The following is a 21,043-nucleotide window of genomic DNA, read 5'->3' as shown; positions in this document are numbered from 1 at the left end:
TCCGACAACGCGGAATTATATTGCGCTTTTCCTACTTCCGATTCTTTTTACGATTCGGCAAGTTAGGTCTTGGTTTAATCGGCAGAAGCGTCAACGCCTTCGTCATTTTTCCAAGAGTCTTTCAACTCGTCAAATCCAAGGTAGAGTGCAAAACCGCCACCCACGAGAAGAACAACAGGGATACATCCGGTAATAATTTGTATAAACTCTGTAAACCATACAGCCAGACCAACAACTCCGAGAAGAACTGCAATAGCTCCGCCAATTAACGTTTTCATAGGTTATCCTCCTTAAATTCCCGTCTAAACATTTGATACGTAAATATGTGATCCATACCCAAAAAAATTAATATACCTTCTTAATATACTTATTTCAATTTCAAATAGATGGAGAAAAGTATCACAGGCCCCTGATTTTATCAAGGCGTTTTTACCTATATCAAGACACCTGAATAAAATTATCATATTGCCATGTAAACCAAGCTCTGGTATTGAATTAACCGAAAAAAGCGTTCCTGCCACGATTGACCCTTCAAGCTTCGAAGGAAAAAAAGGACACCCTATGAGTTTGTTTGCACCGATAAATAATCTGGTCTCAGCCACCAGAACAAAAATACATAAAATAATAGCGTTTCTACTTAACGACTCCTATGATTATTATTCAAGTTTTTATCCTGGCACCCAAAGCTTTATCATTGGAAAAATACTGAACCATCTTGTTAATAAAATCAGTATTGGTAGCTCCGGCCTTAAACGGATAAAAGATACGGCACCGGATTCAATTGTTGTTTTTGCCTGTAAAAACAAGCATATTTTTGATTTTTTATATTTTCACACCCTTTTGAAACGCATAAACGGACCCTATCCTGAGCTGAGTTTTGATTTACGTTTTTTCTTTCTTCTGCCCACAAAACAGATTGGAAGAATTATTCTGTCGCAATTATACTTCTTTTTCCACAATTTCCATTTCAAAGATATCTATGCCGGCGGATATGCCCGAAAAATGCTTCTGGAAAACCGGGCAGGATTTATCAGCCTTATAGAAGAGGATGAATTTTATAACAGGTTTATCAGGTCTACACCCGATCCTCTATTTCATCTGATTGAATTGCAGAAACAAATTGAAAAGTCCGTTGTTATTGTGCCTGAAGATATTATCTATATCACCAAACCCATGCACAAAAATCCAAGCCTTGGGGATATAATCTTCGGCACCCATGAAAAACCCGGCCGCCTCAAAAGGGTGTTTACCATGCTGAGGCAACCGGATAAAATACGGGTGGAAGTTGCACGGCCCGTAAATCTGAAAGAATTCCTAGCCCGGCCTGAAATCCAGCGTCTTGATTCGGAATTCCAGACCCATCGGTTGAGAAGTCTGCTTGTGGATATCCTCAACCGCCAGCGCAAAAGCATCACAGGACCCGTGCTTAAATCCCGTCAGGAAATCACCGAGGACATTCTTAACAGAAAATCCCTAAGAGAATATCTGGCGGCCTATGCGGATAAAACCGGCACCCCTTTGCGAAAGGTAAACAAAAAGGCCGCGGGCTATATCGATGAAATTGCATCCAGTTACAGTTTAAGGGTGATAAACTTTTTAGATTGGATTTTTACCTGGGTATTTAAAAACATATTTGAGGGGATTTCCGTATCCCAGGATGAGATTAACATGATGCGGGAGACTTACACCAAAGCCCCGCTAATTCTGATTCCCTGCCATAAAAGCCACCTTGATTACCTGCTTTTACCCTATGTTATGTATAAAAACAATATGCCCTGCCCCCATATTGCGGCAGGCAAAAACCTTTCCTTCTGGCCCCTTGGCCCTTTATTCAGGGGTGCCGGGGCGTTTTTCCTGCGCAGGACGTTCAAGGGCGCGGAATTGTATGCCAGAATTTTTGCAGCATATATTGAAAAACTGCTCTATGAGGGGTTTAACATCAAAATTTATATTGAAGGGGGCAGAAGCCGGACGGGAAAAGTACTGCCGCCTAAAATCGGCGGGCTCTCCATGATTATCCGGGCATTTTTAAGCGGCGCCTGTGAAGATCTCTATTTTGTGCCCATTTATGTAGGATATGACAGGGTCCTGGAAGAGGATGCATATCTCAAAGAAATTGAAGGCGGCAACAAAACGCCTGAAAACCTGAAAGGGTTGTTGAACACACGCAAATTTTTAAAACGCAAATACGGCAAAGTGTATATAAGATTTGACACGCCGATTTCCATGAACAGGTATATGGAAGAAAAAGGCGTTGATCTCAAAAAGTTCAGTGATCCGGAGTTCAGTCACTTTGTCAAGAGATTCGGATACAAGCTGATAAATCACATCAATGACAATATCGTTGCCACGCCCCATGGTATTATTGCCTCCGGCATCCTTAACTGCTCTGAAAGCACGTTTACAAAAAAACAGATGTTTGCCCGGGTAAACACATATATGAATCATCTGGTCTATCACGGTGCATATCTGTCCGACACATTGATGATTGACCCGGACAATGCCTTTGATTCGGTTATTGAAAATTTTCTTTCCAGAAACTTCATTGAGCTTGCCGATGAAGACGAGGATGAGATCACAGATACCACCATGCTCATTGTCAAACACAACAAAAGACCGGTTCTGGACTACTATAAAAATTCGGTCATCTGTTTCTTTGTGCCGGCGGCCTATACGGCTGCAGCTATTATGGAAATAGACCGGTTTAAGTTTGACATTCAGGATCTTGTATCCAGGTATAATTTTTTACAAAAACTGTTCACGGACGAATTTTCATTTGATGAGCAAATTTCAGCACAAGAGCAGATCTCAAAGGCGTTAAAAGGATTTATCAACGAGGGAATTCTTGTGCCGGATCCTGAATATGCCGACACCTTTAACCTGACATCGGAAGGATTGAGAAAACTTAAATGGTTTGCAGCTTTCCTTATTCCCTTTTTTGAATCCTATATGACCTGCCTTGTATTTTTGGAAAAAGAAAAGACGGATAAATATGATGTCAAAGAGCGTGTAAAAAAGCTGCTCTCCTTTGGCAACAAACTATACAGACGCAACCAGGTGGTACGAAAGGAATCCTTGTCCCTGATCAACTACCGTAACGCCGTAAACTATTTTGCCAAAAACCATATCAACGGTTCCGGGGACCAGAAACGCATAGACGAGTACAAAGAGATCATTGATCTGCTTTCCAGACGAATCTCAAGCTGACCATCATGAAAGCCCTGATACTTGCAGCGGGGTTTGGCACAAGGCTGTTGCCCTATACACAGCATTTGCCCAAGCCCCTTTTTACCATCAACGGCCGGCCCGTTCTCGACTATGCCGTCAGGAATCTTTTAGATGCCGGTTGCACAAAAATTTTTATCAATGCCCACCATCTGGCAGATGCCATTGCAAAGTTTGTTGACAACCACCGGTCAAAAAACCTTTTGGAAGTGGTTTTTGAGCCCGTAATTTTAGATACCGGCGGGGCCATTGCCAACCTTGGCAGTCAGTTGGCAGATGATGATTTCTTTGTGGTGAATGCAGATGTGATCTGTGATTTTGACCTGTCATATCTCATGGCCTGTCACAAGGCATCTGACGCCCTGGCCACCTTGCTGGTCCATGACTGCTACAGGTTTAACACCCTTTGTGTGGAGCAGGCAACACCAGAACTCGGCATTGTCAGGCATTTTTCGCAGCCCCCGGAATCCGGGCTTGCGTTCACGGGAATCCAGGCAATATCCCCAGGGTTATTTGAATACATGCCCCCTGAAACAATATTTTCAAGTATTGATGTGTATAAAAAAGTGTGTGAACTGGAAAAAATTTGCGCGCTTACGGCAAAGCAATTTTATTGGCGGGACATGGGCACCCCCCAGGATTACCAGCACACATCCAGGGAATGCCTGGCCGGCAAAATTTTTGGCTTAACGCCGTCTCAGATTCCCGGCATTGATATTCAGGCCATTGCCGGGGACGGTTCGGACCGTCTCTGGTTCCGCGCCCGGCATCGAGAAAAAAGCCTGATTATATCGGATCACGGCATCTGTCTGGATACGGCCCGAAACAACAATGACACAGCCCAGTTGAACGCATTTATAAAAATCGGGCAGCATCTGGCCGGCAAAGGTATTGCCGTTCCCCCAATTATGGGCCATGACACTATTTCGGGCCAGGTAGCCGTGGCAGATCTTGGCAGTACCCACCTGGTCGACCATATCCGGGGAATGAAGGAAGAACGGATTATTAAATGGTATCAACGTGTCATTGACCGCCTGATTGATTTTTCATTCAAAGGGATTGAGGATTTTGATACGAGTTGGACCTGCCAGACCCCCTCCTACTCAAAACAGATGATTTTGGATCTGGAATGCCGGTATTTCATGCAAGCCTTTGTCAATGAATACCTTGGCCGAAAAGAACGGTTTGAAAATTTTGCCCGGCAATTTTCCCATATTGCCGACAATGCATTGATCCATGCAATGAACGGGCTCATGCACCGGGACTGCCAGTCGAAAAATATCATGATCCATGACGGCCACCCCTGGTTCATTGATTTTCAATCCGCCCGACCGGGGCCCATTCAATATGATCTGGCTTCCCTTTTGATTGATCCCTATGTTACACTCTCCCGGTCTGTCCGGGATGAACTTTTAAACTATACTTTGGAAAAAATAGGTCTTCAGGTATCATTTGACATGGCTGCTTTTATACACTCTTTCAGATACTGCTGTATTTCACGTAACCTTCAAATGCTGGGCGCGTTTGGTTTTTTGACCCGAATTAAAAAGAAGAACCAATTTGAAAAATATATCCCGGCAGCTCTGAAAGGACTTGAATGTCGACTCATAAACCTAAATGACCCCGGATTGGCCGGTCTGACCAATTTTGTCCAAAACCTTCAAGGAGATTTGAAATGAATTGTATACCCATCATGATCAACGGACTGCCCGGTAATGTGGCCCGTATAATGGCAACCTCGGCGTTACGCGATGAGCGCTTCAGCTTTGTACCTTTCTCCCTGACCGGGGAGGAGATTACCCAGGGTGAAGTCTCTGTGGATCAGACAACAGTGACCCTTTTAAAACCCAGTGAAAGGGAAGATAAAATCAATGACATTCTTGGATCCTATCCCGGCTTCATCTGTATTGATTATACCCACCCGACCGCTGTAAATGATAATGCAAAATTCTATGTTGCGCATAAGATCCCCTTTGTCATGGGCACAACGGGCGGAGACAGGCAGGATCTTGAACGTACGGTTAAAAACGGATCTGTTCCTGCGGTCATTGCCCCGAACATGGCCAAACAGATTGTCGGGCTCCAGGCCATGCTTGAATACGGAGCAAACACCTTCCCCGGATTGTTCAAAGGATTCAGCCTTCAAGTTACGGAAAGCCATCAGCAGGGAAAAGCGGACACATCAGGCACAGCCAAGGCCCTGGTGGCCTGTTTCAACCAACTTGGAACGGACTTTGAGATTTCCAATATTGAAAAAATACGAGACCCCGAAATCCAGAAAGAAAATTTAGGTGTGCCCGAAGAATATATAAGCGGACACGGATGGCACACATATACGTTGAAAGCCCCGGACGGGTCTGCACTGTTTGAACTCAAACATAACATAAACGGACGGCAGATTTATGTTTCAGGCACCTTTGATGCGGTTATTTTTCTAAAAAGCAAAATTGATACAAATGACTTTGAGCAGAAACTTTTCACCATGATTGATGTCCTGACCGCCGGGAAATGACAATGGCCACCCTGGTTAAATTTATACTGGTTCTTCTGGGCCTGGCCTATCTTATTTCGCCTGCGGATCTCATTCCCGAAATGTATCTGCCCCTGGTGGGATGGATAGACGACAGTCTGGTGATGGTGTGTCTGTATCATCTGATCCGATATGGCCGGCTGCCCTCCTTTTTATTTAAAAAGGGAGGTAAACAATCCTTTGGAAAGAACGACAAGGGCCCAGAACCTACCGGAACATTTAAACAAGGCGCACAAAACCAATCTTCATACCGGTCCAACACAACGGGAAAGTCAACAAAAGGGGAAAAATCAGCCAAACCCGGTACCCTTAAATCCCCATATGATATTCTTGGTGTGGACAGCTCTGCATCCTGGTCTGACATTCAAACTGCATATAAAAACAAGGCCAAGCAATACCACCCGGACAAACTGTCCCACCTGGGTGAAGACTTTTCAACCCTTGCCAATGAAAAATTCTTGGAAATTCAGCAGGCCTATGCAGAGCTCAAATCCATTTATAACAGGTAGAAAAAATTGAATACAACAAATTTTAGGAAATTCAATTGACCGGCATCAGCGAAATTCTTCTACTTATCCTCCTGATATTGTGTATCTTGATTGTACCCAGAATGATTACCCCAAAACCTTCGGGCAGGAGAAGAGAAAAATCAGCGTCTGCCGGGGTATTCACAATGAAAATGAGACTTGCCGTTGTATTGTCGGCAGCCGACATCATCATCAGTGCCTTATGGACAAAACCCTGGCAGGGGCAGATTTCAATGTTTATCGTGTCGGGAATTCTGCCCGTGGTCTTGGGATGGTCCCTTGTCTGGATATTTTCCGCACGAGAAAAATAATCATTTTGGACAGTACCTCAATTCGACTGTCCCCCTGAATTTTTACTTTTATAGCGTATCCCATGGCGCGGAACGGAACCCCAGCTGAGCAGCGGTTTCTTTATCCCATTGGTTGCGGGTGAACATCAAGTCGAATTCTTTGCTGCCCGGACCCATTTCCCGAAGAGAGTCGGTTGCCTTTTGAAGTTTGTGGATAACAAAGGCATCGGGTACATAGTAAATCTTTTTGCCGCCCACATTGCGGGCCATGTCGCAATAGACCCTGTCCGACCGGTAATGCCTGCCGTATTCGGCGTCCAACACTCCGATCCGGGCGATCAGATCTCTTTGGATGTAAACCGCAAAAAAGGGGGCAAAGGAGAGCTCCAGGTTTTTGCCGTTGTGAAAGACCGGCACACGGGCAATGTTGCGGTGATGGGCCGAGATATTCACATCACAGTCGTAGTCTTCACTGGCAAAAGGAACATGGGTCTGAAACGTCTTTGTGCCGGCCGGTAAAATCTGACGCGGAACAGTCATGCCGGCATGGGGAAGGCTGTAACAGGCCTTCTGCAATGCCTGAATCGCGCCTTTCCGTACAACAGCGTCATTGTTCAGCACAAGGATATCCGCCCCGGCATGGGCCCGGCGGATACCCTGGTTGACGGCATAGGTAAAGCCGTAGTTGCGTTTGTTCTGGATAAGATCAATATCTCCGGCAGCTTCACGGTCAACCAGGTAATTTACCACATCCCTGTCTGACGCGTTATCGATGACGATGATCTTTAATTGTCCTTTCCAGTCTTTTGCCGTCAGGGCATCAAGGCATTCATTGATCTCGTCAAGAGACTGCCAGTTGGGAATAATGACAGCTACAGGATGGTCCAGGCCGGCATGGCCTGAAGCCTCCAGCCGGGCTGCATTCCGGGCCTGGAGGTGTTTATGAATGGGGTTCAGATGGCTTTCGTAACGCGGATCTGCCGTGACAGTATTATCCGCCTTGTTATAATTATACCTGCAAAGCAGTATCGGCACAGAATACACTGTTCCCGACTCAGAGGCCCGCAGAATAAAATCATAGTCCACATAGCGCTTCATGTTCTGATCAAATCCACTCATCCGGTCCATCAGGCCCCGGCGATGCGAGAAGATATTCATATCAATGTAGTTACGGTTTTCAAGCAGGGCCCGGTGATAATGGCCGTAGCGCACGGCAAAGGGGGATGAATCCCTATTCCGGTACAGCAGGATTCCCGAATAGACGGCATCTGCATCGGGCAAGGTTTCAAAGGCACCGGCAATCGCTGCCAGATACCGGTCATCCCAGGTATTGTCGCTGTCAAGATAAGCAAGGATCTCACCTTGTGCCACCTGAAGTCCGGCGTTCCTTGCCGCACTCGGACCTTTGTTTTCAGGCAGGGTGATCAGCCGGATGCGATCATCGTGAAAAGCCTGAACTGCAGATTCGGTTGCATCCGTGCTGCAGTCATCTACCACGATCAGCTCAAAATAATGATACGACTGAGCCAGCACAGACGCTATGGCCTCCCCAACAATTGCTACCCGGTTGTAAACCGGCATTATCACCGAAATCAGAGGCTTGGATTCCAATTTCCCGGCAATCGCACAAAACCTGTTGGCAATACCTTCCATGACAGCAAGAGATCGCTTGTCAGCCTCGGAAAAAGGCGCTTCAATGAACGGCTGTGTCATGGAGGCTTTCAGGAACCCTTCAAAATCGACGTAATCCGGCTTTTTTGATATCCAACGGCACGTTTTTTGATCAATAACCCTTGATGTCTCTTTGTCGATCAGGACAACTTCCCTGGGCTTTCCGTCTTTTTCCGACACAGGAACAGGCAGAGTGAAGGCATGGTGCCCTTTATTGATGCCATGCTGTTCAAGGTCTTTCCGGAGGTCTGAAGCAATGGATTCTATTTTGGTGTTGCCCACTTTTACGATAATGTCTCGGGGTGACGGATCTCCGATGCGTGCCAGCCAGCCGGAAATGGTCGGAAATTTTTCTGACAGATCCAGGCTTCCGCGCAATTGCATTCCGGCGGAAGGCTCCGGGTAAACTTTTGACAACAACGCTTCCATCAAAACCTTCCTGCGTTCGCCTTCAGCAGGATACCCGCTGGTTTCAATTTCATGGTTTGCAGGGTCGGTTACATCATTGAGCAGGACCTTACCGCCATTCACGGCAACAAGCAGGCCGAACATCCGCTCGGCAGCATGGGCGGCTGTCCCGCCATCCACATAAGCCCCGGGCCTATTTTCAAGACCATCCATGTGTTCCTTGATTTTACACAGGATAGAGGTCCGTATCCAAAAGCATGTTCCGGCAAAAAACCCCCAGTCCGCTCTTTCAAAGTCAAAATCACCCAAAAACGGACCAAAAACATTACTGATGAGTGCTTTATTTTTCCATAAATTGCTCGGCCCATGCAGAAACAGCTGCTTTGCTCCGCCAATCATGAGCTCATCATCGCTTTGAAATAACCGGATGGTACGTTCCACCTGTGCCTTGCTGCCAAGCACACCATCCAGCAGTGCCCGCCGCCACTTTTCCGGGCATTTGTTCCCTTTTTTGCTGTGGATTTTGCATATAAATCCGTAATCACGAAAATCCACCTGGGCCATCAACCCCATCAAAGCACCGACATCCTGATTGACATTCGGCACCTGAATGATTTCTGCCCGGGGAAAAAAAGATCTGATATCATCACACTCTATCCTGGAAAAACTGTCAGGACAGGTGACAAAAATATCGCCTGATTCCGGGAAATGGGCTGCAGACGCCTTTAAATCCCCCAATATATCCAGGTAAAAAACATGGATAACAAGGGCATAACGATCGCCTGTCGAAAAAACAGAAGCAGAAAACTGCGGGGATTGGAATTGGTCATCCTGTGATGATAGATCTTGAGCATCAGCAGGTGAAAGTCTGGACCGGGCGTATTCGAGATTGGGGCGAACTACCAGAAATAGCTCAGGCTGATGCTCCAGAGCATGACGGTAATAATCAATTGCATCTGCAAAACGTCCACCACGCAATGCCCTGTTGCCGTTTGCAAGGGCATTTACTGCCCGGGAATCCCCGCTGGATAATGATGTGGATTTCCGGTCTCGGTTATTATTGCTTTCAGGAGGCATGGAAGTTTCTCAAAATATGGATTTTTCTAGGTTGTTTAATTTCCGCTCGTTAGTTACGTGAACAAAGTAGGGTCCCTTTCCTTGGCCGGGGTTATGTTGTCCCTCAGCCTCAATCGGTACTATGAACCCCTCCGACTCCCAATACAGCCCCATGGAATTTCGGATATCCTTATATCCATCAGTTAACGGCCCTTCACCGTAACCGCATTGGGTCTCCCGCACTGCACTGCAATTCTTCCGACATATTGTACCGGGTGAATCTGACAGGCGGCAGTCAGGGTTTCATTTATGTACTGTTTGAGCATAAAATCAATTATCGCTGAAATAATAATGAACCTTTTCTCCTGCCATTATGCCTGCCCACAGAGAAAGATAAGACTGGTGCGGGAGAATTTCGCAAACGAATTCCGGGAACACGAATTCATCCCCCACCGAATCACAGATTCGGAAGGGGACTTCTCGGCGGGAAGTTAAAAATCGACTCGTTTGGCCGGAGTTTTATCTCGACGCTGGTCAAAAATCGAAAACTCTTCATCGGTCAAATTAATTTTAGACCCGATTCGAGCTAATAACGAACCAAGTTTTACCCTTCCTTCCGGCTGGACAGCATTCTTCAATATTTCACGGATCTCCGCGCTCCAGACCTTGCTCCAGACCTTGTTTTCGTAATTTTTCTGCAAGTGTCACGATGTATTCTCCTTTATCTTCCAGTAACGCGTTATGCACTATGGCTTGCATTTTATCCACAGTGATATCATCCACGTTACTGAACACATATTTTACCAGAGACTCAAAATATTGCAAACCCGTTTTTTTCTTTGACAATTCTTTCAACAATGAAAAAATATCGGGCAGGCGGTCAGCCAAATCCGGTTCAAATACATGTTTTAAAAGAAGCATGGTTACTCGGGCCATGACCGTCCCCCTGATCTCATCGTCACTGTATTCGGACAGATCATACAGCTTTCCCGGCATCGAATACGAGCAGGTGAACGTGATTTGAAGTGACCATGTAGTTCAGTAAGGTGATTTTCGGCCATATTAATTTGAATAACAGCATATTAGCGTTGCCAGGCCACCGAATTTCCGAGGCGTTGAAATCAAATCACTCAAACACCTCTCCGGCCACAATGCGCACCAGCTTGCCCTGGGCATGCGGAGGAAGCTGATAGTGCAGGCCGCGCAACACCCCTTTTTGCGATCGGGAATGATTGTCTTGAACAAATTCAGGCTTAATACCGGTAACCTCATGAAATACATGTTGATTGTAGCTTTCAAAAAAGAACCCGCGCTCGTTTCCAAACACCCTGGGCGTAAATAGAACAACATCCGGTATATCCATTCGCTGTGCCTGCATCAGTAAACCCTCCCTTTCAAAAACGAATTTCTGGTGGTGCAAGGCCGGGGTCTGCCCCGGTTTTTTGTGGTTATTGTCAGACAATTGAAGCCATTGATCAAATTGACCGAATTAATTGGACCAGATCCATTGAAAAATGTCACTAAACTGGCGTTTCATGGTCTGCACATCATAGTTGCGGGCCTTCATACGGCCTTTGGCGCCCATCAAAGTAATCTGTACCAGGTTGCCGCACAAAAACCTGATCCGCTCCGCTGCTGCCTCAATATTTTTGTAGGGCACCAGAAACCCGGTCTCCCCGTGTTCGATCAGTTCAGGCAAAGCCCCCCGGTTGTAAGCGAGCACCGGGCGCCCGGCCGCCATGGCTTCAAGGACTGTCCTGCCGAAGGTCTCTTCAAAATTCGATAGATTCAGAACAATACCCGCTTGCGCCAACGCCTCTGAAGGAGAGGGCGCATATCCTGAAAATATGATATTTTCCGGCAGACCGCCGCAGTTTTTCAATTCCTGGATATGCTCGTTGTCAGGACCGATCAACACCATTCTGATCCTGGTGTCATCGGCCAGGACCCTTGCCAGATCGATAAAATCAGACAATCCTTTTTTCGGCTTATTGCTGCTGATCATTGCCACATTGATACATCTTGGATCAACAGGGTTGTTTAACTTAAACAAAGCCGGATCGACAATGTTATTCACCACAAAAGTGGCATTTTTTTTTCTGAAATTGTCGGCGGTAAACTCAGAATTGGCCACAATGACGTCTGCGGATTCCACCACCCGGCCGCGGATGGCATCTGCGGGCAGCCCCAAAGCCGCGCACATATCCGGGTCGTGCTCAAGGGATTCGCGCACATGCAGGATGGATGGTACGCCGGCATGCCTGGCTGCCGTCAGCGGTTCTCTCACAACCAATGTATTCACATATATCGCCGCGATATTCTGAAATTGAACAATGTTTTTAAAATGCGTTACCGCCCAGGCATCCGGTCTGGAAATAAAAGACCATCTGCCGGCAGGCACATAATAGATCCTGTGAGAAAAATGCTGCAACATTTCAATATAAGAAGAGTTGGCAAAGGACGGCACACTGACAAATATGTTTACCGGCAGAAGCGAGCAGGCATGCAGCACATCCAGAAAACTGCGCTCTCCTCCGAACAGTTCATAACCAGCCATATGGGCACAGAACATCACATTAGGAACTTGGTCCACCAGCGGTTTGCGGCCTTTGACATACGGTTTGGAAGGCAGATACCCCCGTCTTTCTCCCTTTTCCACATAGTGGCGCAACAGGGCCTGATTTCGACCCTCCTCCTCCGGGCATTGCCCGAGATAGAACCGCGTGTCAAACCATGGGGATGGCGCCCGTTCTTGTCTCCATCCGAAATTCAGATAATGGTCCAGCGGATCTTTTCCCGCTTCTGCGACATCGGGGTTCCGCTGCAGATACCAGGCAGCATCAAACAACGCGGACAACCGACCTGAAACATCAGAACCGTGCGTATCCGTGCCCTGGGGATAAATCCATTGAATGTCCCTGGCCGGATCTTCCACAGTGCAGACATCCGAGGCAAGAACATCCGGAACGGATTCCGGTGGATACTGCTGAAGATGCGACCCTGCAATAATGACTTTCTCGGCTTTCACGGGCTGATCCGGCAGCAGCAGGTCCAGTTTTTTATCCAATGCCGGCGCCATGAAAGGCCCATCAATGTCAACCGCCTGTTCATTTTCCAGGATATTCTTGTAACAGGGCCAGTGAAACAGGGCCACCTTAAGTCCTTTGTTCACCACATACTGCAACATCCATAGCAGCGATTCTGAATAATCTGCGGCTGGACTGCAGTCCGCCATAACAACCAGATCATATTCAGGCACGGCACTTTTACCATGCAATATGGCCGGCGGCACGGGAAACCGTCCTTCCCGGGTGTTTCCCTTGAAATGGAGCTGATCGAGATTTTTGATTCCTGCCCGCCAGATTTCGGAAAGCCTCCGGTAAAGCTTGCGGACCCCCCAGAACTGGGTCCGCAAATGGGTGGAGAGGGCCGCAGTCAAAGAATTCTTGTCCTGAAGCGCAAACGCCAACGGAACCCCCGTCAGCACGTCAACCACCGCATCTGTTCCCCAATAACGTCTGATTCTGCCCAGAAACTCGGAATCCGCTTCCACACGTACCTCATCCCAGCCCCCAAGACACTCCACCACACAGCGCCGAAATACCAGGGTTGACACACTGGGAAGAATCAGGCTGCGCTCCATGCGCCACCGCATAAAATGCAGGGAACCGGTTGTACGCACCCAGTGGGCCATACTTGCCATCCGGGTGTTGTCCTGCAGCAAAGGGGCAATCATCCGTTCAAGGCGCTGCGGATGTGACCAGTCATCTGCATCATGATTGGCAATGAACTCCCCTTGCGCATGCTTGAGGCCTTCATTTCGAGCGGCATAAGCCCCCCTGTTCTCTTTTTGACGCAGCAACACAACCCTGCTGTCTGACGCGGCAATATCATTCACCCGGGCACATGTATCATCTGTGCTGCAATCATCAATAACAAGAATTTCAATGTTGGACCAGGTCTGTGCCAGCAATCCGTACAGCGCATAACCAACCTGATCTCCGGCATTGAATACCGGCATAATCACACTTATTTTCGGAATCTTTCCCCGGGCTGTTCTGCCGGTCTCAACCCCGGCAAGATTATTCAACGCCAGGGGCGCATCAATGACCCGCTTTTGAACGGACATCATATCCGCATTTCGAAACAGGGTATTGATCCAGTGAAGGCGCAAGCACGCTGCATCGTCGGCGCAGGGATCACCCGGATCCGTCTTGAATTCAGGACATTGCAACCCCACATTGGCTGCGGCCAGGCACAGATCCGGCACAGTGCCGAAATGAGTTATGGCTGCGGCCATCCGGGCACGGGCTTCTTCGACATACCCACATTGCAGCAACACCTCGGTACAAAGCAGATGCACCCCGAGATGACCTGCAAATAAAGGCGTTTCTGTATTGAACGCACTGGCATATTCAAACGCCTTGTCCCACGCTTCAGTGCCGGCATACCAGCGCAGCAGAGCCCATCGGGAATAGATCCTTTCCAGGTCAGGCTGGTACTTATCAAATGCCATTGCCTGGAGGTCGTCAAGGGCTAAATTAGAAAAACCGCTCCAAAGAGCGGTTTCTAATTTGGCCGATTGGAGGGCATAAGGGAGGCGGCCCTCTCTGGCTCCATAATGCTCATAGTGGAACTGCGCATCCATACCTGCTGCTGCAACATCTGGGTATTGTTCCAGATACCAGTTCGTATTCACTTTTAGGTTAGATTTTTTATAAAAACTTTCCATTTCTATTAAAAACCTTCAGAATTCCTGGTGATTGATTCCAGGCAGTTTAGGCATTCGTGACTTCAACGAACCTGACTTCATTTTCGGCAGTCAGCAAATTCATCAAGCTTTAAACTCATTTTGAAATTCCGTCAAGGTGTATCAAAACTGTTTGATTCCTCTGAAAACCATGCATTCCGCATTCTGGCACAGGGCGGAAATAATTCACTCAAAAGATTCTTCATGAAAAACCGTTGTCTGTTCCCAATTTCTTCCATATCCCTTGACTGAAATCACTGGTGAAAATAAAATTCCACCATCACAGACGAGAAAAATAACAGCAAGGTCATCAATCCCCATGACAAGGCGTTCAGGGCAGTCTACGGCAACAAGGAAAATGCCCGCAGCCTTTTAGCCGACAAACTGCCGGAGAAAGTGCTGAAGCTGATGGATCTGAACACCCTGGAGATGAGCAAGGACAGTTTCATCGAAAAGAACCTGGCTGATTATTATTCCGACATATTGTACCGGATAAATCTGATTTCTGGATGCAGTAGACGTTCGGCACTTTTCAACACGGTTCTCAGGTTTTGGGGGATCTCATCACGGTCTTCGGTGCTGTGCCAGGGTGCCCAGTTTTTAAAACAGGCACCGATGGACCCGTAATAAAATGTTTTTCCTTCCGAGGCAAAACAGAGGAGGTTGGGAACAAAAAAGGCTTTTTGGTTTTCCCAGTAGTGCTTGTTGCCCCCCAGGAAATCCGCCGCACCATCCTGCCAGCTGATGGCATCGCGTACCGGGGTTTTGACCTCGCCGACCACCAGAGGCAGGCCGTTGACATACAGCACCAGATCAAAGTAACAATCCCTTGTCCCAATGAACGGCACCTGTTGGCTCAAGACATAATGGTTGTTTTGCGGCGCATAAAAATCAATCAAATATCAGGTTCTCACCATGGACATATTTCCATTTCAAGTCCTGGCTGCCTGCAATATATTCGGCGGTCTCTTCGGCCACCATTCCGGTTTGTTCGGATACCGGTCTGCCTACTAAGTGATCCCGCAGTGCATTTTCGATGGTGTTCATTTCATTGAAGGTCATTGACTATCACTCCTTTTCGGGAGAGTGACCTTCAGATAATCTTCAGTTGCTTCAAATATTGGATCACAACCATTATGGGATCGCATCAAAGGGACAACTTTTGTTCTAAGTCCCATACCACGGAAATCAACATAGCCATAGTCACGCATAACTTCCATGATGACCGTGTTTCGAGTATAACGCTGCCCGGCAAGCATCTTGGCAACCGTCATGGAGTTTTGAAGGCTTCCTGGACTGATTACTTCAAAACGATCAGAGTAAATACCGATTTCAATATCGACAAAACGAGTCCAGTCTCTGTGAACCAATGCATTGACCAGCACCTCTCGAACAGCTTCAATGGGATAAAACCATCGTTTTTCACGTTGTAAACCCAAGTTAAGTTCACTTGACTCTTCAGAAATAAAAGGCGTAATTGTCTGAACTGAACGTTCAACCAGCCCTTCATCAATCAGTTGTTTTGCACCTTGTGAAAAATCCCACCTGCCTGAAAGCGGCGCATCCAGAATCACATCTAACTTAGCTTTATATTCTTTATCCGTACCGTCAAAAGCAAATATGCGTAAACCGCTTTGTTTCAAAATCTGTCGTGGTTTTTTCCCAAAAAGCACCATTCCGGCAATCGTACACATCCCATGGGGTTCGGATAGAAAGCCAAGATTTGCCAATCTGTTTTCCCAATCATTCTGGGATGAGGGAATATCAGGATCATTTAAAATCTGTCGCAGATAATTTTCCAGACGAACAAAATCCAGGTTTTCGGATGACGTACGGGAAATCGGCAATAACTCAGTGTGAAGCATCCCCCCTATTTCATACAGTCTCATTTGCTGTTCACGGGTCGCAAGCCGTGAAGTTGACCCCACACGAATGAACACCTCTTCTGCTTTTTTGTGCCGTCTGACATAGGGCTTACTATTACCTTGGGGAAAAGTGAGAACCGCAACTTTTGTATTATCATCAACTTTTACCTCCTCATAAAAAGGCAGGATAGATGGATGGACTTTTTCTGAAATGACATTCATGACCCACTCTTCAATATTCGGCCTTTGAATGCCTGAAATAGTCCCATTGTCATCAACCCCTATGAAAACCCTGCCCCCCTGGAAATTGAGCAAGGCCACAACTTCTTTAGCCAACTGTTCGGGTCGGATATCGTCTCTTTTGAACTCCACACCGGAGTTTTTACCATTGGCAATGATTTCAAGCAATTCTGTTTTTAACATATATCACCTTAATAGCCGTGTCTGAGTTTGTGAATGTTATTCACATTACCATAATCCACATTTTTGGGAAGGTGGAAGGATGAACCATATGGTAGGGATTGTTCCCGGACTTCATGCCTCCTTCCGTCCTCATCCTTTTGTCTTCCACAGAGGTGGTTCCGCAACGCATTTTCGATGGTGTTCATCTCATTGAAGGTCATTAGTGTCTCCGATATTTAACAATTCACAATTCAAACATTGATATAAGTACATGGACAAATATAAATCCAGGTTAAGAAAACGAAATTGTAAATTCCTTACCGACGCTTGCCAATATATTATTCAACTCAGTTTTCAAAAATTCAAATCCTTTATAAGCAGATGTTGATAGCCAAAAGTACTTGATATGTTTCCATAAAATTTCAATCAGATTCAACTCCGGTGAATATTTGGGGATAAAGTATAGAAAAAGGCCTCTTTCTTCCCATGTCCCAATTTGAGATTTAAAAATGGCGCTGTGATGTATTGGAGCATTATCCAGAACAACAATGGTTCTTTTTGTTATGTAACGTGAAAACGCATCAAAGCAGGCGGTTACAATATCTGAAGTAACTGAGCAGTCAAAAACGCAAGGAAAGAAATCATTTTGCTTATTCAAGAATCCCAACACATTGATTCTTGAGGTTTTTCCACTCGGAAGCAAAAGCTGCTCATCCTCATCTTGCCAGGCATATGGAATCTCAGGCACGCCGGTAAAGCCAGATTCATCAAAATAATACAAGTCAATGATATTTGCCTGATCTTCATCTTTCAAGATTTCAATTTCCTTTTGCGCTTCCCTGAACTCGTTCTCATTGCGTTTGCTTTTGAGAGATTTCCGTCCTCGACACCAACGCAGTTTTTTTTTATAATCCGTAAGAGTCAAATTGATATTTTTCCCATCCATCAATCCACTTCGAAACTGTTTCCTGAGTGGTCAAACATATTTGTGAAATCTGACTGATACTATATACCCAGAGTTGCTCAATCGGAGTGCTTGAGCCCTGAGTTTAGTACGGTTTGACTCTTCATCCGAAAATTCAATAAGTGACAGCCATTTTAATGCCAACGGCTCAATTGGAGAAATAAATTTACCCGTACGTCTCATCTGATATCCTTGCTATGCAAATTTAAAAAAAAATGATTTATTGCAAAGCAATAATTATACAGGAATTATATTTGTCCACCTACTTAAGTGGCTCAACCTGTGCTCTCTCGCTTTCTGCGGCTCCTGTAGAAATAATGGAGAGGGGAAGTCCGTTGCCATCAACCAGAGCATGGAGTGTAACCCCCTTGCCTTTAAAGCCATACTGGACATCTTCGCCGCCACCTTTGCCGGCAGCAAACGATCCATCTACAGATGATCGACTCCAGTCTATCAGGCATAGTTCAAACGGTGATCCAGTTCAAGAAAAAAGTCAAAGTCCCCCCCCGTTGACGCCGGTTACAGTCCCCAATGATGTCATCTCATTTGCGCTTTCGGACCATGCCCATCATGCTGCCGTCTAAAAGCGTGGTTAAAAACGCAGCAATTCGATTGGAGGACCGTCTAAAGGGTGCTGCAATTGCAGTTCATCGCTTCTTTAAAAAAATCGAGTTCATATTGTGTTGATTGCATGAAAGCGTTCAACATTTTTTGATATAGTTCTTCATCGGCCTCTGATGCCACCCGCTCTACAATATCAATAAATCTTTGTGTATATTGTTCGTATGCTTCACTGTGATAGGTGTCGATCCACATCTGGTAGGCGTTGGGGACTTCCGCAATGGTCAAGATATGATTGCCGACGCTGTTATAGACCCAGAAACAAGGTAAAAGAGCCGCGGCAGCAATCCCAAACGCAGAATTTTTACTGTGGTCGAGCAGAAAGGCTGTGTATTTTTCAATGGCAGGAGACTTTTCTTCAGCCGCCTTGATATTAAAATAGCCCAGGAACTCATTGTGAAGGGCCCGTTCAATGTCCAGTCCATCTTTGGCCAACAATTTAAAGAATTGTTTTTCAGATGTGTTGGGCGCTTTTTCGGCCAACACATCCAACGCCAGATTGTCATCCTTGAGATAAAGGATATCCTGGGACAAAAAATGTGCAAAACTATTTTTATCCAAGGTACCTTGGGCAAGTCTGACAACAAAGGGATGAGAAACTGTATCCGCATAAATGCAAGCAACCGCATCCCACATCTTTTGGGTCTGTTTTCCTGCAGCTTTCATATTCTTCATCCCTCCTGATTCTGCTGTTGTTATTTTTTTAAGGCACAAATGGCGACATAGTCACCGCAGTCAAAGCCGGGGATGGGTTTTTCTTCCACGTTGTTTGAGTACAGCGGATGCTTTGTCAGGGTTTGTGCAAAATCAAAGTCTTGAAATCCTGCTGCTTCCAGCATCTCGACTTTCTCAGCAGTTGTACGCCAGTTGGCAACCTTTACAAATTCTATTGGGTACGGGTCCCTTGGGTGAACGCCTTCCAATAGTGGATGGTCCCATGTTTCCAGACTTTTTGCCAGGTTATACATGATTGTATATGATCCTTCCTTGGGCACATCAATCACCACGATTTTACCGTTTTTTCTCAACGCAGCATAGGCCTTGTGAAACACGGACTGCAGGTCGTTGATATAGCTTGGCGTGCCGTTGAATAGAATCGTATCGTATTGCTCTTGGCCCAGATCGGCATCTTCGGCTGTGGTGACGTCAACAGTCAGCCCGCGTTTTCGTGCAATATCGGCCATTCCGTCCGATGGTTCAAGACCGTACTGAATGGGAATATTAAAATCTTTTTTCAGTATTGATTCAAAAAGACCGCTTCCGCAACCCACAGAAAAGGTATCACCCACATCTTTCAAAAAATGAGCGACCAGATTCACTTCTGAATTCAACAGATTCATATTGTTAAAAAACCAGGCATCATATGCCTGTGCAAATTCGTCAGAACTTCTCTTTTTATCCATGCTGCCCTCCAAACAAAAACCGTTAGTATCAACCCGGTGCAGACAAGGTATCTCTATTTTCCTAAATCGGTATTACCCGCATCAGGTTCCAGGGTTATCCGCTGCAAGCCCCGGGTTGTCAATATCCCATATTTGTATCAGGCGTTACCCCACACAGCAAATACAGGATCCGAGGTGTAGCGCTCACGAATATGCGGATCATCCCAGGGTCGAGGATATCCCCGAATGGTTTTTGTATGCAGATTGCTTAGTTGAGCATTCATGCACATTTTCAAGACCAGGCCCAACCGCTCAAACGGATGCATCTGACCCCAGACAGCAATCTGTTTACCGGGAAACCAGCGGTCGGAAAAGGATATGATGAAAATTCCATTCGGGGATAAAACCCGCCTTACTTCCTGCAATACCGCCACCGGCCGTGTGAGGTACTCGATGGAGGCAGTGCAGATCACGGCATCAAAACTGTTGTCATCCATGGGCAGTTTGGGTGTTTGATTGAGATCCTGAACAAGCCGGGTGTCAAGTTTAGCGTTTGCATCCAGCTCCTCGACATTCATGCCAAGCCCTGTGACGTGGCAATCTGACAAGGTATCCGGTAAATGAGAATCCCAGCTGGACATCAGGTCCAGTATCCGGCTGCCGGGCTTTAAAAGCTTGCCGTATCGTTCACGAATATGTTCCCGGGCACAGCTGTCCAGATGCGGCACCATCCTTGGATAGCTGTAAAAATCGCTGTCAGGCTGGTTGTTTTTCCTCGGCAGGGGCGATTGACCAAGGCTGATGTTATATGCGTTTTGGCAAAGGCGCTGCATTCCCGGACCGTCTTTGGTGATGACCTCGGAAATATCCTGGCAGGTCCCACCCCGCTCGGCACCGGCAATTTTTCGTGACAACATCCGGGCATGAACGCTGATGGGGTATTGCGCCAGGGGATGATTGCTGTCGGCGGTAATCATTTCATTTTCCATGGCAATAATGCGAAAGGGGGTGACGTTCTGTGGAAAACAGTTCAGGGCTTTGTGCGCATAGCCGCTTGGATAAAAGCGCCCGACTTCTGCCGACACCGGAAACGGTGACTGGGAGCTGTCAAACCCATTTTGGTGGAACTCAATGAGTTTCCGGGAAGAAAACCCCGGCACCAGCTCACCGGCAGAAAAATCCACCCGGCAATTCTCCCCGGCTTTCATTTGTTTAATCGCTTGTTCAAGTTTTTGTGGAAAAAAATCCCGCCAGAAATCAATTGCCGGCAGATAGGTGGTATCTGTATGGTGTGCATCACCACTGTCCCAGTTCAGGGAAAACTCGATGGCTGCTGTATCTTTAACGTTCAC

General features: G+C 46.5%; 18 protein-coding genes and 1 pseudogene. 7 read left to right on the top strand and 12 right to left on the bottom strand.

Going from position 1 to position 21,043, the window contains the following annotated elements; translation table 11 throughout:
• Positions 1–74: 74 nt before the first annotated feature.
• Positions 75–278, bottom strand: coding sequence for a hypothetical protein (locus DESPODRAFT_RS16945; RefSeq protein ID WP_004075214.1), 204 nt, complete (start codon positions 276–278; stop codon positions 75–77).
• A gap of 283 nt (positions 279–561) precedes the next feature.
• On the opposite strand from DESPODRAFT_RS16945, the gene DESPODRAFT_RS16940 reads away from it, so the two are divergent.
• From DESPODRAFT_RS16940 to DESPODRAFT_RS21310, 5 genes are all read left to right on the top strand, one after another.
• Positions 562–3,207, top strand: a complete 2,646-nt coding sequence (locus DESPODRAFT_RS16940; protein WP_004075212.1) for a 1-acyl-sn-glycerol-3-phosphate acyltransferase — start codon at positions 562–564, stop codon at positions 3,205–3,207.
• Positions 3,208–3,212: 5 nt separating this feature from the next.
• On the top strand, positions 3,213–4,904 hold the full coding sequence (locus DESPODRAFT_RS16935) for a sugar phosphate nucleotidyltransferase (protein ID WP_004075209.1): 1,692 nt from the start codon (positions 3,213–3,215) through the stop codon (positions 4,902–4,904).
• Positions 4,901–5,737: a dihydrodipicolinate reductase gene (gene dapB, locus DESPODRAFT_RS16930; RefSeq protein WP_004075207.1), complete on the top strand. Its 837-nt coding sequence runs from the start codon at positions 4,901–4,903 to the stop codon at positions 5,735–5,737. The genes DESPODRAFT_RS16935 and dapB overlap by 4 nt, the downstream gene beginning before the upstream one ends.
• Positions 5,738–5,739: 2 nt before the next feature.
• Complete coding sequence (locus DESPODRAFT_RS21555) at positions 5,740–6,264, top strand: DnaJ domain-containing protein (protein ID WP_157488523.1); 525 nt, start codon at positions 5,740–5,742, stop codon at positions 6,262–6,264.
• 164 nt (positions 6,265–6,428) lie between these two features.
• Complete coding sequence (locus tag DESPODRAFT_RS21310; RefSeq protein WP_245531953.1) at positions 6,429–6,593, top strand: hypothetical protein; 165 nt, start codon at positions 6,429–6,431, stop codon at positions 6,591–6,593.
• Between the two features lie 48 nt (positions 6,594–6,641).
• On the opposite strand, the gene DESPODRAFT_RS18870 is transcribed toward DESPODRAFT_RS21310, so the two are convergent.
• On the bottom strand, positions 6,642–9,728 hold the full coding sequence (locus tag DESPODRAFT_RS18870; protein ID WP_004075202.1) for a glycosyltransferase: 3,087 nt from the start codon (positions 9,726–9,728) through the stop codon (positions 6,642–6,644).
• A 254-nt stretch (positions 9,729–9,982) separates the two neighbouring features.
• Between DESPODRAFT_RS18870 and DESPODRAFT_RS21790 the strand changes: the two genes are divergently transcribed.
• Entirely contained in the window at positions 9,983–10,051 is a 69-nt protein-coding gene (locus DESPODRAFT_RS21790) for a hypothetical protein (RefSeq protein WP_353740125.1), read from the top strand.
• A 298-nt stretch (positions 10,052–10,349) separates the two neighbouring features.
• Here the strand turns inward: DESPODRAFT_RS21790 and DESPODRAFT_RS16910 are convergent, their stop codons facing one another.
• From DESPODRAFT_RS16910 to DESPODRAFT_RS16900, 3 genes are all read right to left on the bottom strand, one after another.
• Complete coding sequence (locus DESPODRAFT_RS16910; RefSeq protein ID WP_040016065.1) at positions 10,350–10,703, bottom strand: Rpn family recombination-promoting nuclease/putative transposase; 354 nt, start codon at positions 10,701–10,703, stop codon at positions 10,350–10,352.
• Positions 10,704–10,833: 130 nt separating this feature from the next.
• Entirely contained in the window at positions 10,834–11,085 is a 252-nt protein-coding gene (locus DESPODRAFT_RS16905; RefSeq protein ID WP_004075193.1) for a dTDP-4-dehydrorhamnose 3,5-epimerase family protein, read from the bottom strand.
• Between the two features lie 111 nt (positions 11,086–11,196).
• Positions 11,197–14,439: a glycosyltransferase gene (locus DESPODRAFT_RS16900; RefSeq protein ID WP_004075191.1), complete on the bottom strand. Its 3,243-nt coding sequence runs from the start codon at positions 14,437–14,439 to the stop codon at positions 11,197–11,199.
• A 297-nt stretch (positions 14,440–14,736) separates the two neighbouring features.
• On the opposite strand from DESPODRAFT_RS16900, the pseudogene DESPODRAFT_RS19685 reads away from it, so the two are divergent.
• Positions 14,737–14,907 (top strand): annotated as a pseudogene (locus DESPODRAFT_RS19685) (Rpn family recombination-promoting nuclease/putative transposase); the annotation flags it as partial.
• Between the two features lie 20 nt (positions 14,908–14,927).
• On the opposite strand, the gene DESPODRAFT_RS16895 reads toward DESPODRAFT_RS19685, so the two are convergent.
• From DESPODRAFT_RS16895 to DESPODRAFT_RS16865, 7 genes are all read right to left on the bottom strand, one after another.
• On the bottom strand, positions 14,928–15,356 hold the full coding sequence (locus DESPODRAFT_RS16895; protein WP_040016064.1) for a type I restriction endonuclease: 429 nt from the start codon (positions 15,354–15,356) through the stop codon (positions 14,928–14,930).
• Positions 15,349–15,519, bottom strand: coding sequence for a hypothetical protein (locus DESPODRAFT_RS20175; protein ID WP_004075189.1), 171 nt, complete (start codon positions 15,517–15,519; stop codon positions 15,349–15,351). Before DESPODRAFT_RS20175 ends, DESPODRAFT_RS16895 begins: the two co-directional genes overlap by 8 nt.
• Positions 15,516–16,745, bottom strand: a complete 1,230-nt coding sequence (locus DESPODRAFT_RS16890) for an RNA/DNA-binding domain-containing protein (protein WP_004075187.1) — start codon at positions 16,743–16,745, stop codon at positions 15,516–15,518. The genes DESPODRAFT_RS20175 and DESPODRAFT_RS16890 overlap by 4 nt, the downstream gene beginning before the upstream one ends.
• 271 nt (positions 16,746–17,016) lie before the next feature.
• Positions 17,017–17,670, bottom strand: a complete 654-nt coding sequence (locus DESPODRAFT_RS16880) for an IS630 family transposase (RefSeq protein ID WP_004075181.1) — start codon at positions 17,668–17,670, stop codon at positions 17,017–17,019.
• A 642-nt stretch (positions 17,671–18,312) separates the two neighbouring features.
• Complete coding sequence (locus DESPODRAFT_RS16875; protein WP_004075177.1) at positions 18,313–18,975, bottom strand: TenA family protein; 663 nt, start codon at positions 18,973–18,975, stop codon at positions 18,313–18,315.
• A gap of 29 nt (positions 18,976–19,004) precedes the next feature.
• A complete protein-coding gene (locus tag DESPODRAFT_RS16870) occupies positions 19,005–19,712 on the bottom strand; it encodes a class I SAM-dependent DNA methyltransferase (protein ID WP_004075175.1) in 708 nt (235 codons plus the stop codon).
• A 137-nt stretch (positions 19,713–19,849) separates the two neighbouring features.
• Positions 19,850–21,043: a class I SAM-dependent methyltransferase gene (locus DESPODRAFT_RS16865; RefSeq protein ID WP_004075173.1), complete on the bottom strand. Its 1,194-nt coding sequence runs from the start codon at positions 21,041–21,043 to the stop codon at positions 19,850–19,852.

It is taken from the genome of Desulfobacter postgatei 2ac9 (assembly GCF_000233695.2).
GTDB lineage: Bacteria > Desulfobacterota > Desulfobacteria > Desulfobacterales > Desulfobacteraceae > Desulfobacter > Desulfobacter postgatei.
This window is presented reverse-complemented; position numbering and strand designations above follow the sequence as displayed.

Excerpts from the sequence above, each read along its gene's own strand:
- DESPODRAFT_RS16945 (WP_004075214.1), bottom strand. The coding sequence starts at position 278 with ATGAAAACGTTAATTGGCGGAGCTATTGCAGTTCTTCTCGGAGTTGTT.
- DESPODRAFT_RS16940 (WP_004075212.1), top strand. The coding sequence starts at position 562 with ATGAGTTTGTTTGCACCGATAAATAATCTGGTCTCAGCCACCAGAACA.
- DESPODRAFT_RS16935 (WP_004075209.1), top strand. The coding sequence starts at position 3,213 with ATGAAAGCCCTGATACTTGCAGCGGGGTTTGGCACAAGGCTGTTGCCC.
- dapB (WP_004075207.1), top strand. The coding sequence starts at position 4,901 with ATGAATTGTATACCCATCATGATCAACGGACTGCCCGGTAATGTGGCC.
- DESPODRAFT_RS21555 (WP_157488523.1), top strand. The coding sequence starts at position 5,740 with ATGGCCACCCTGGTTAAATTTATACTGGTTCTTCTGGGCCTGGCCTAT.
- DESPODRAFT_RS21310 (WP_245531953.1), top strand. The coding sequence starts at position 6,429 with ATGAAAATGAGACTTGCCGTTGTATTGTCGGCAGCCGACATCATCATC.
- DESPODRAFT_RS18870 (WP_004075202.1), bottom strand. The coding sequence starts at position 9,728 with ATGCCTCCTGAAAGCAATAATAACCGAGACCGGAAATCCACATCATTA.
- DESPODRAFT_RS16910 (WP_040016065.1), bottom strand. The coding sequence starts at position 10,703 with ATGCCGGGAAAGCTGTATGATCTGTCCGAATACAGTGACGATGAGATC.
- DESPODRAFT_RS16905 (WP_004075193.1), bottom strand. The coding sequence starts at position 11,085 with ATGCAGGCACAGCGAATGGATATACCGGATGTTGTTCTATTTACGCCC.
- DESPODRAFT_RS16900 (WP_004075191.1), bottom strand. The coding sequence starts at position 14,439 with ATGGAAAGTTTTTATAAAAAATCTAACCTAAAAGTGAATACGAACTGG.
- DESPODRAFT_RS20175 (WP_004075189.1), bottom strand. The coding sequence starts at position 15,519 with ATGACCTTCAATGAAATGAACACCATCGAAAATGCACTGCGGGATCAC.
- DESPODRAFT_RS16890 (WP_004075187.1), bottom strand. The coding sequence starts at position 16,745 with ATGTTAAAAACAGAATTGCTTGAAATCATTGCCAATGGTAAAAACTCC.
- DESPODRAFT_RS16880 (WP_004075181.1), bottom strand. The coding sequence starts at position 17,670 with ATGGATGGGAAAAATATCAATTTGACTCTTACGGATTATAAAAAAAAA.
- DESPODRAFT_RS16875 (WP_004075177.1), bottom strand. The coding sequence starts at position 18,975 with ATGAAAGCTGCAGGAAAACAGACCCAAAAGATGTGGGATGCGGTTGCT.
- DESPODRAFT_RS16870 (WP_004075175.1), bottom strand. The coding sequence starts at position 19,712 with ATGGATAAAAAGAGAAGTTCTGACGAATTTGCACAGGCATATGATGCC.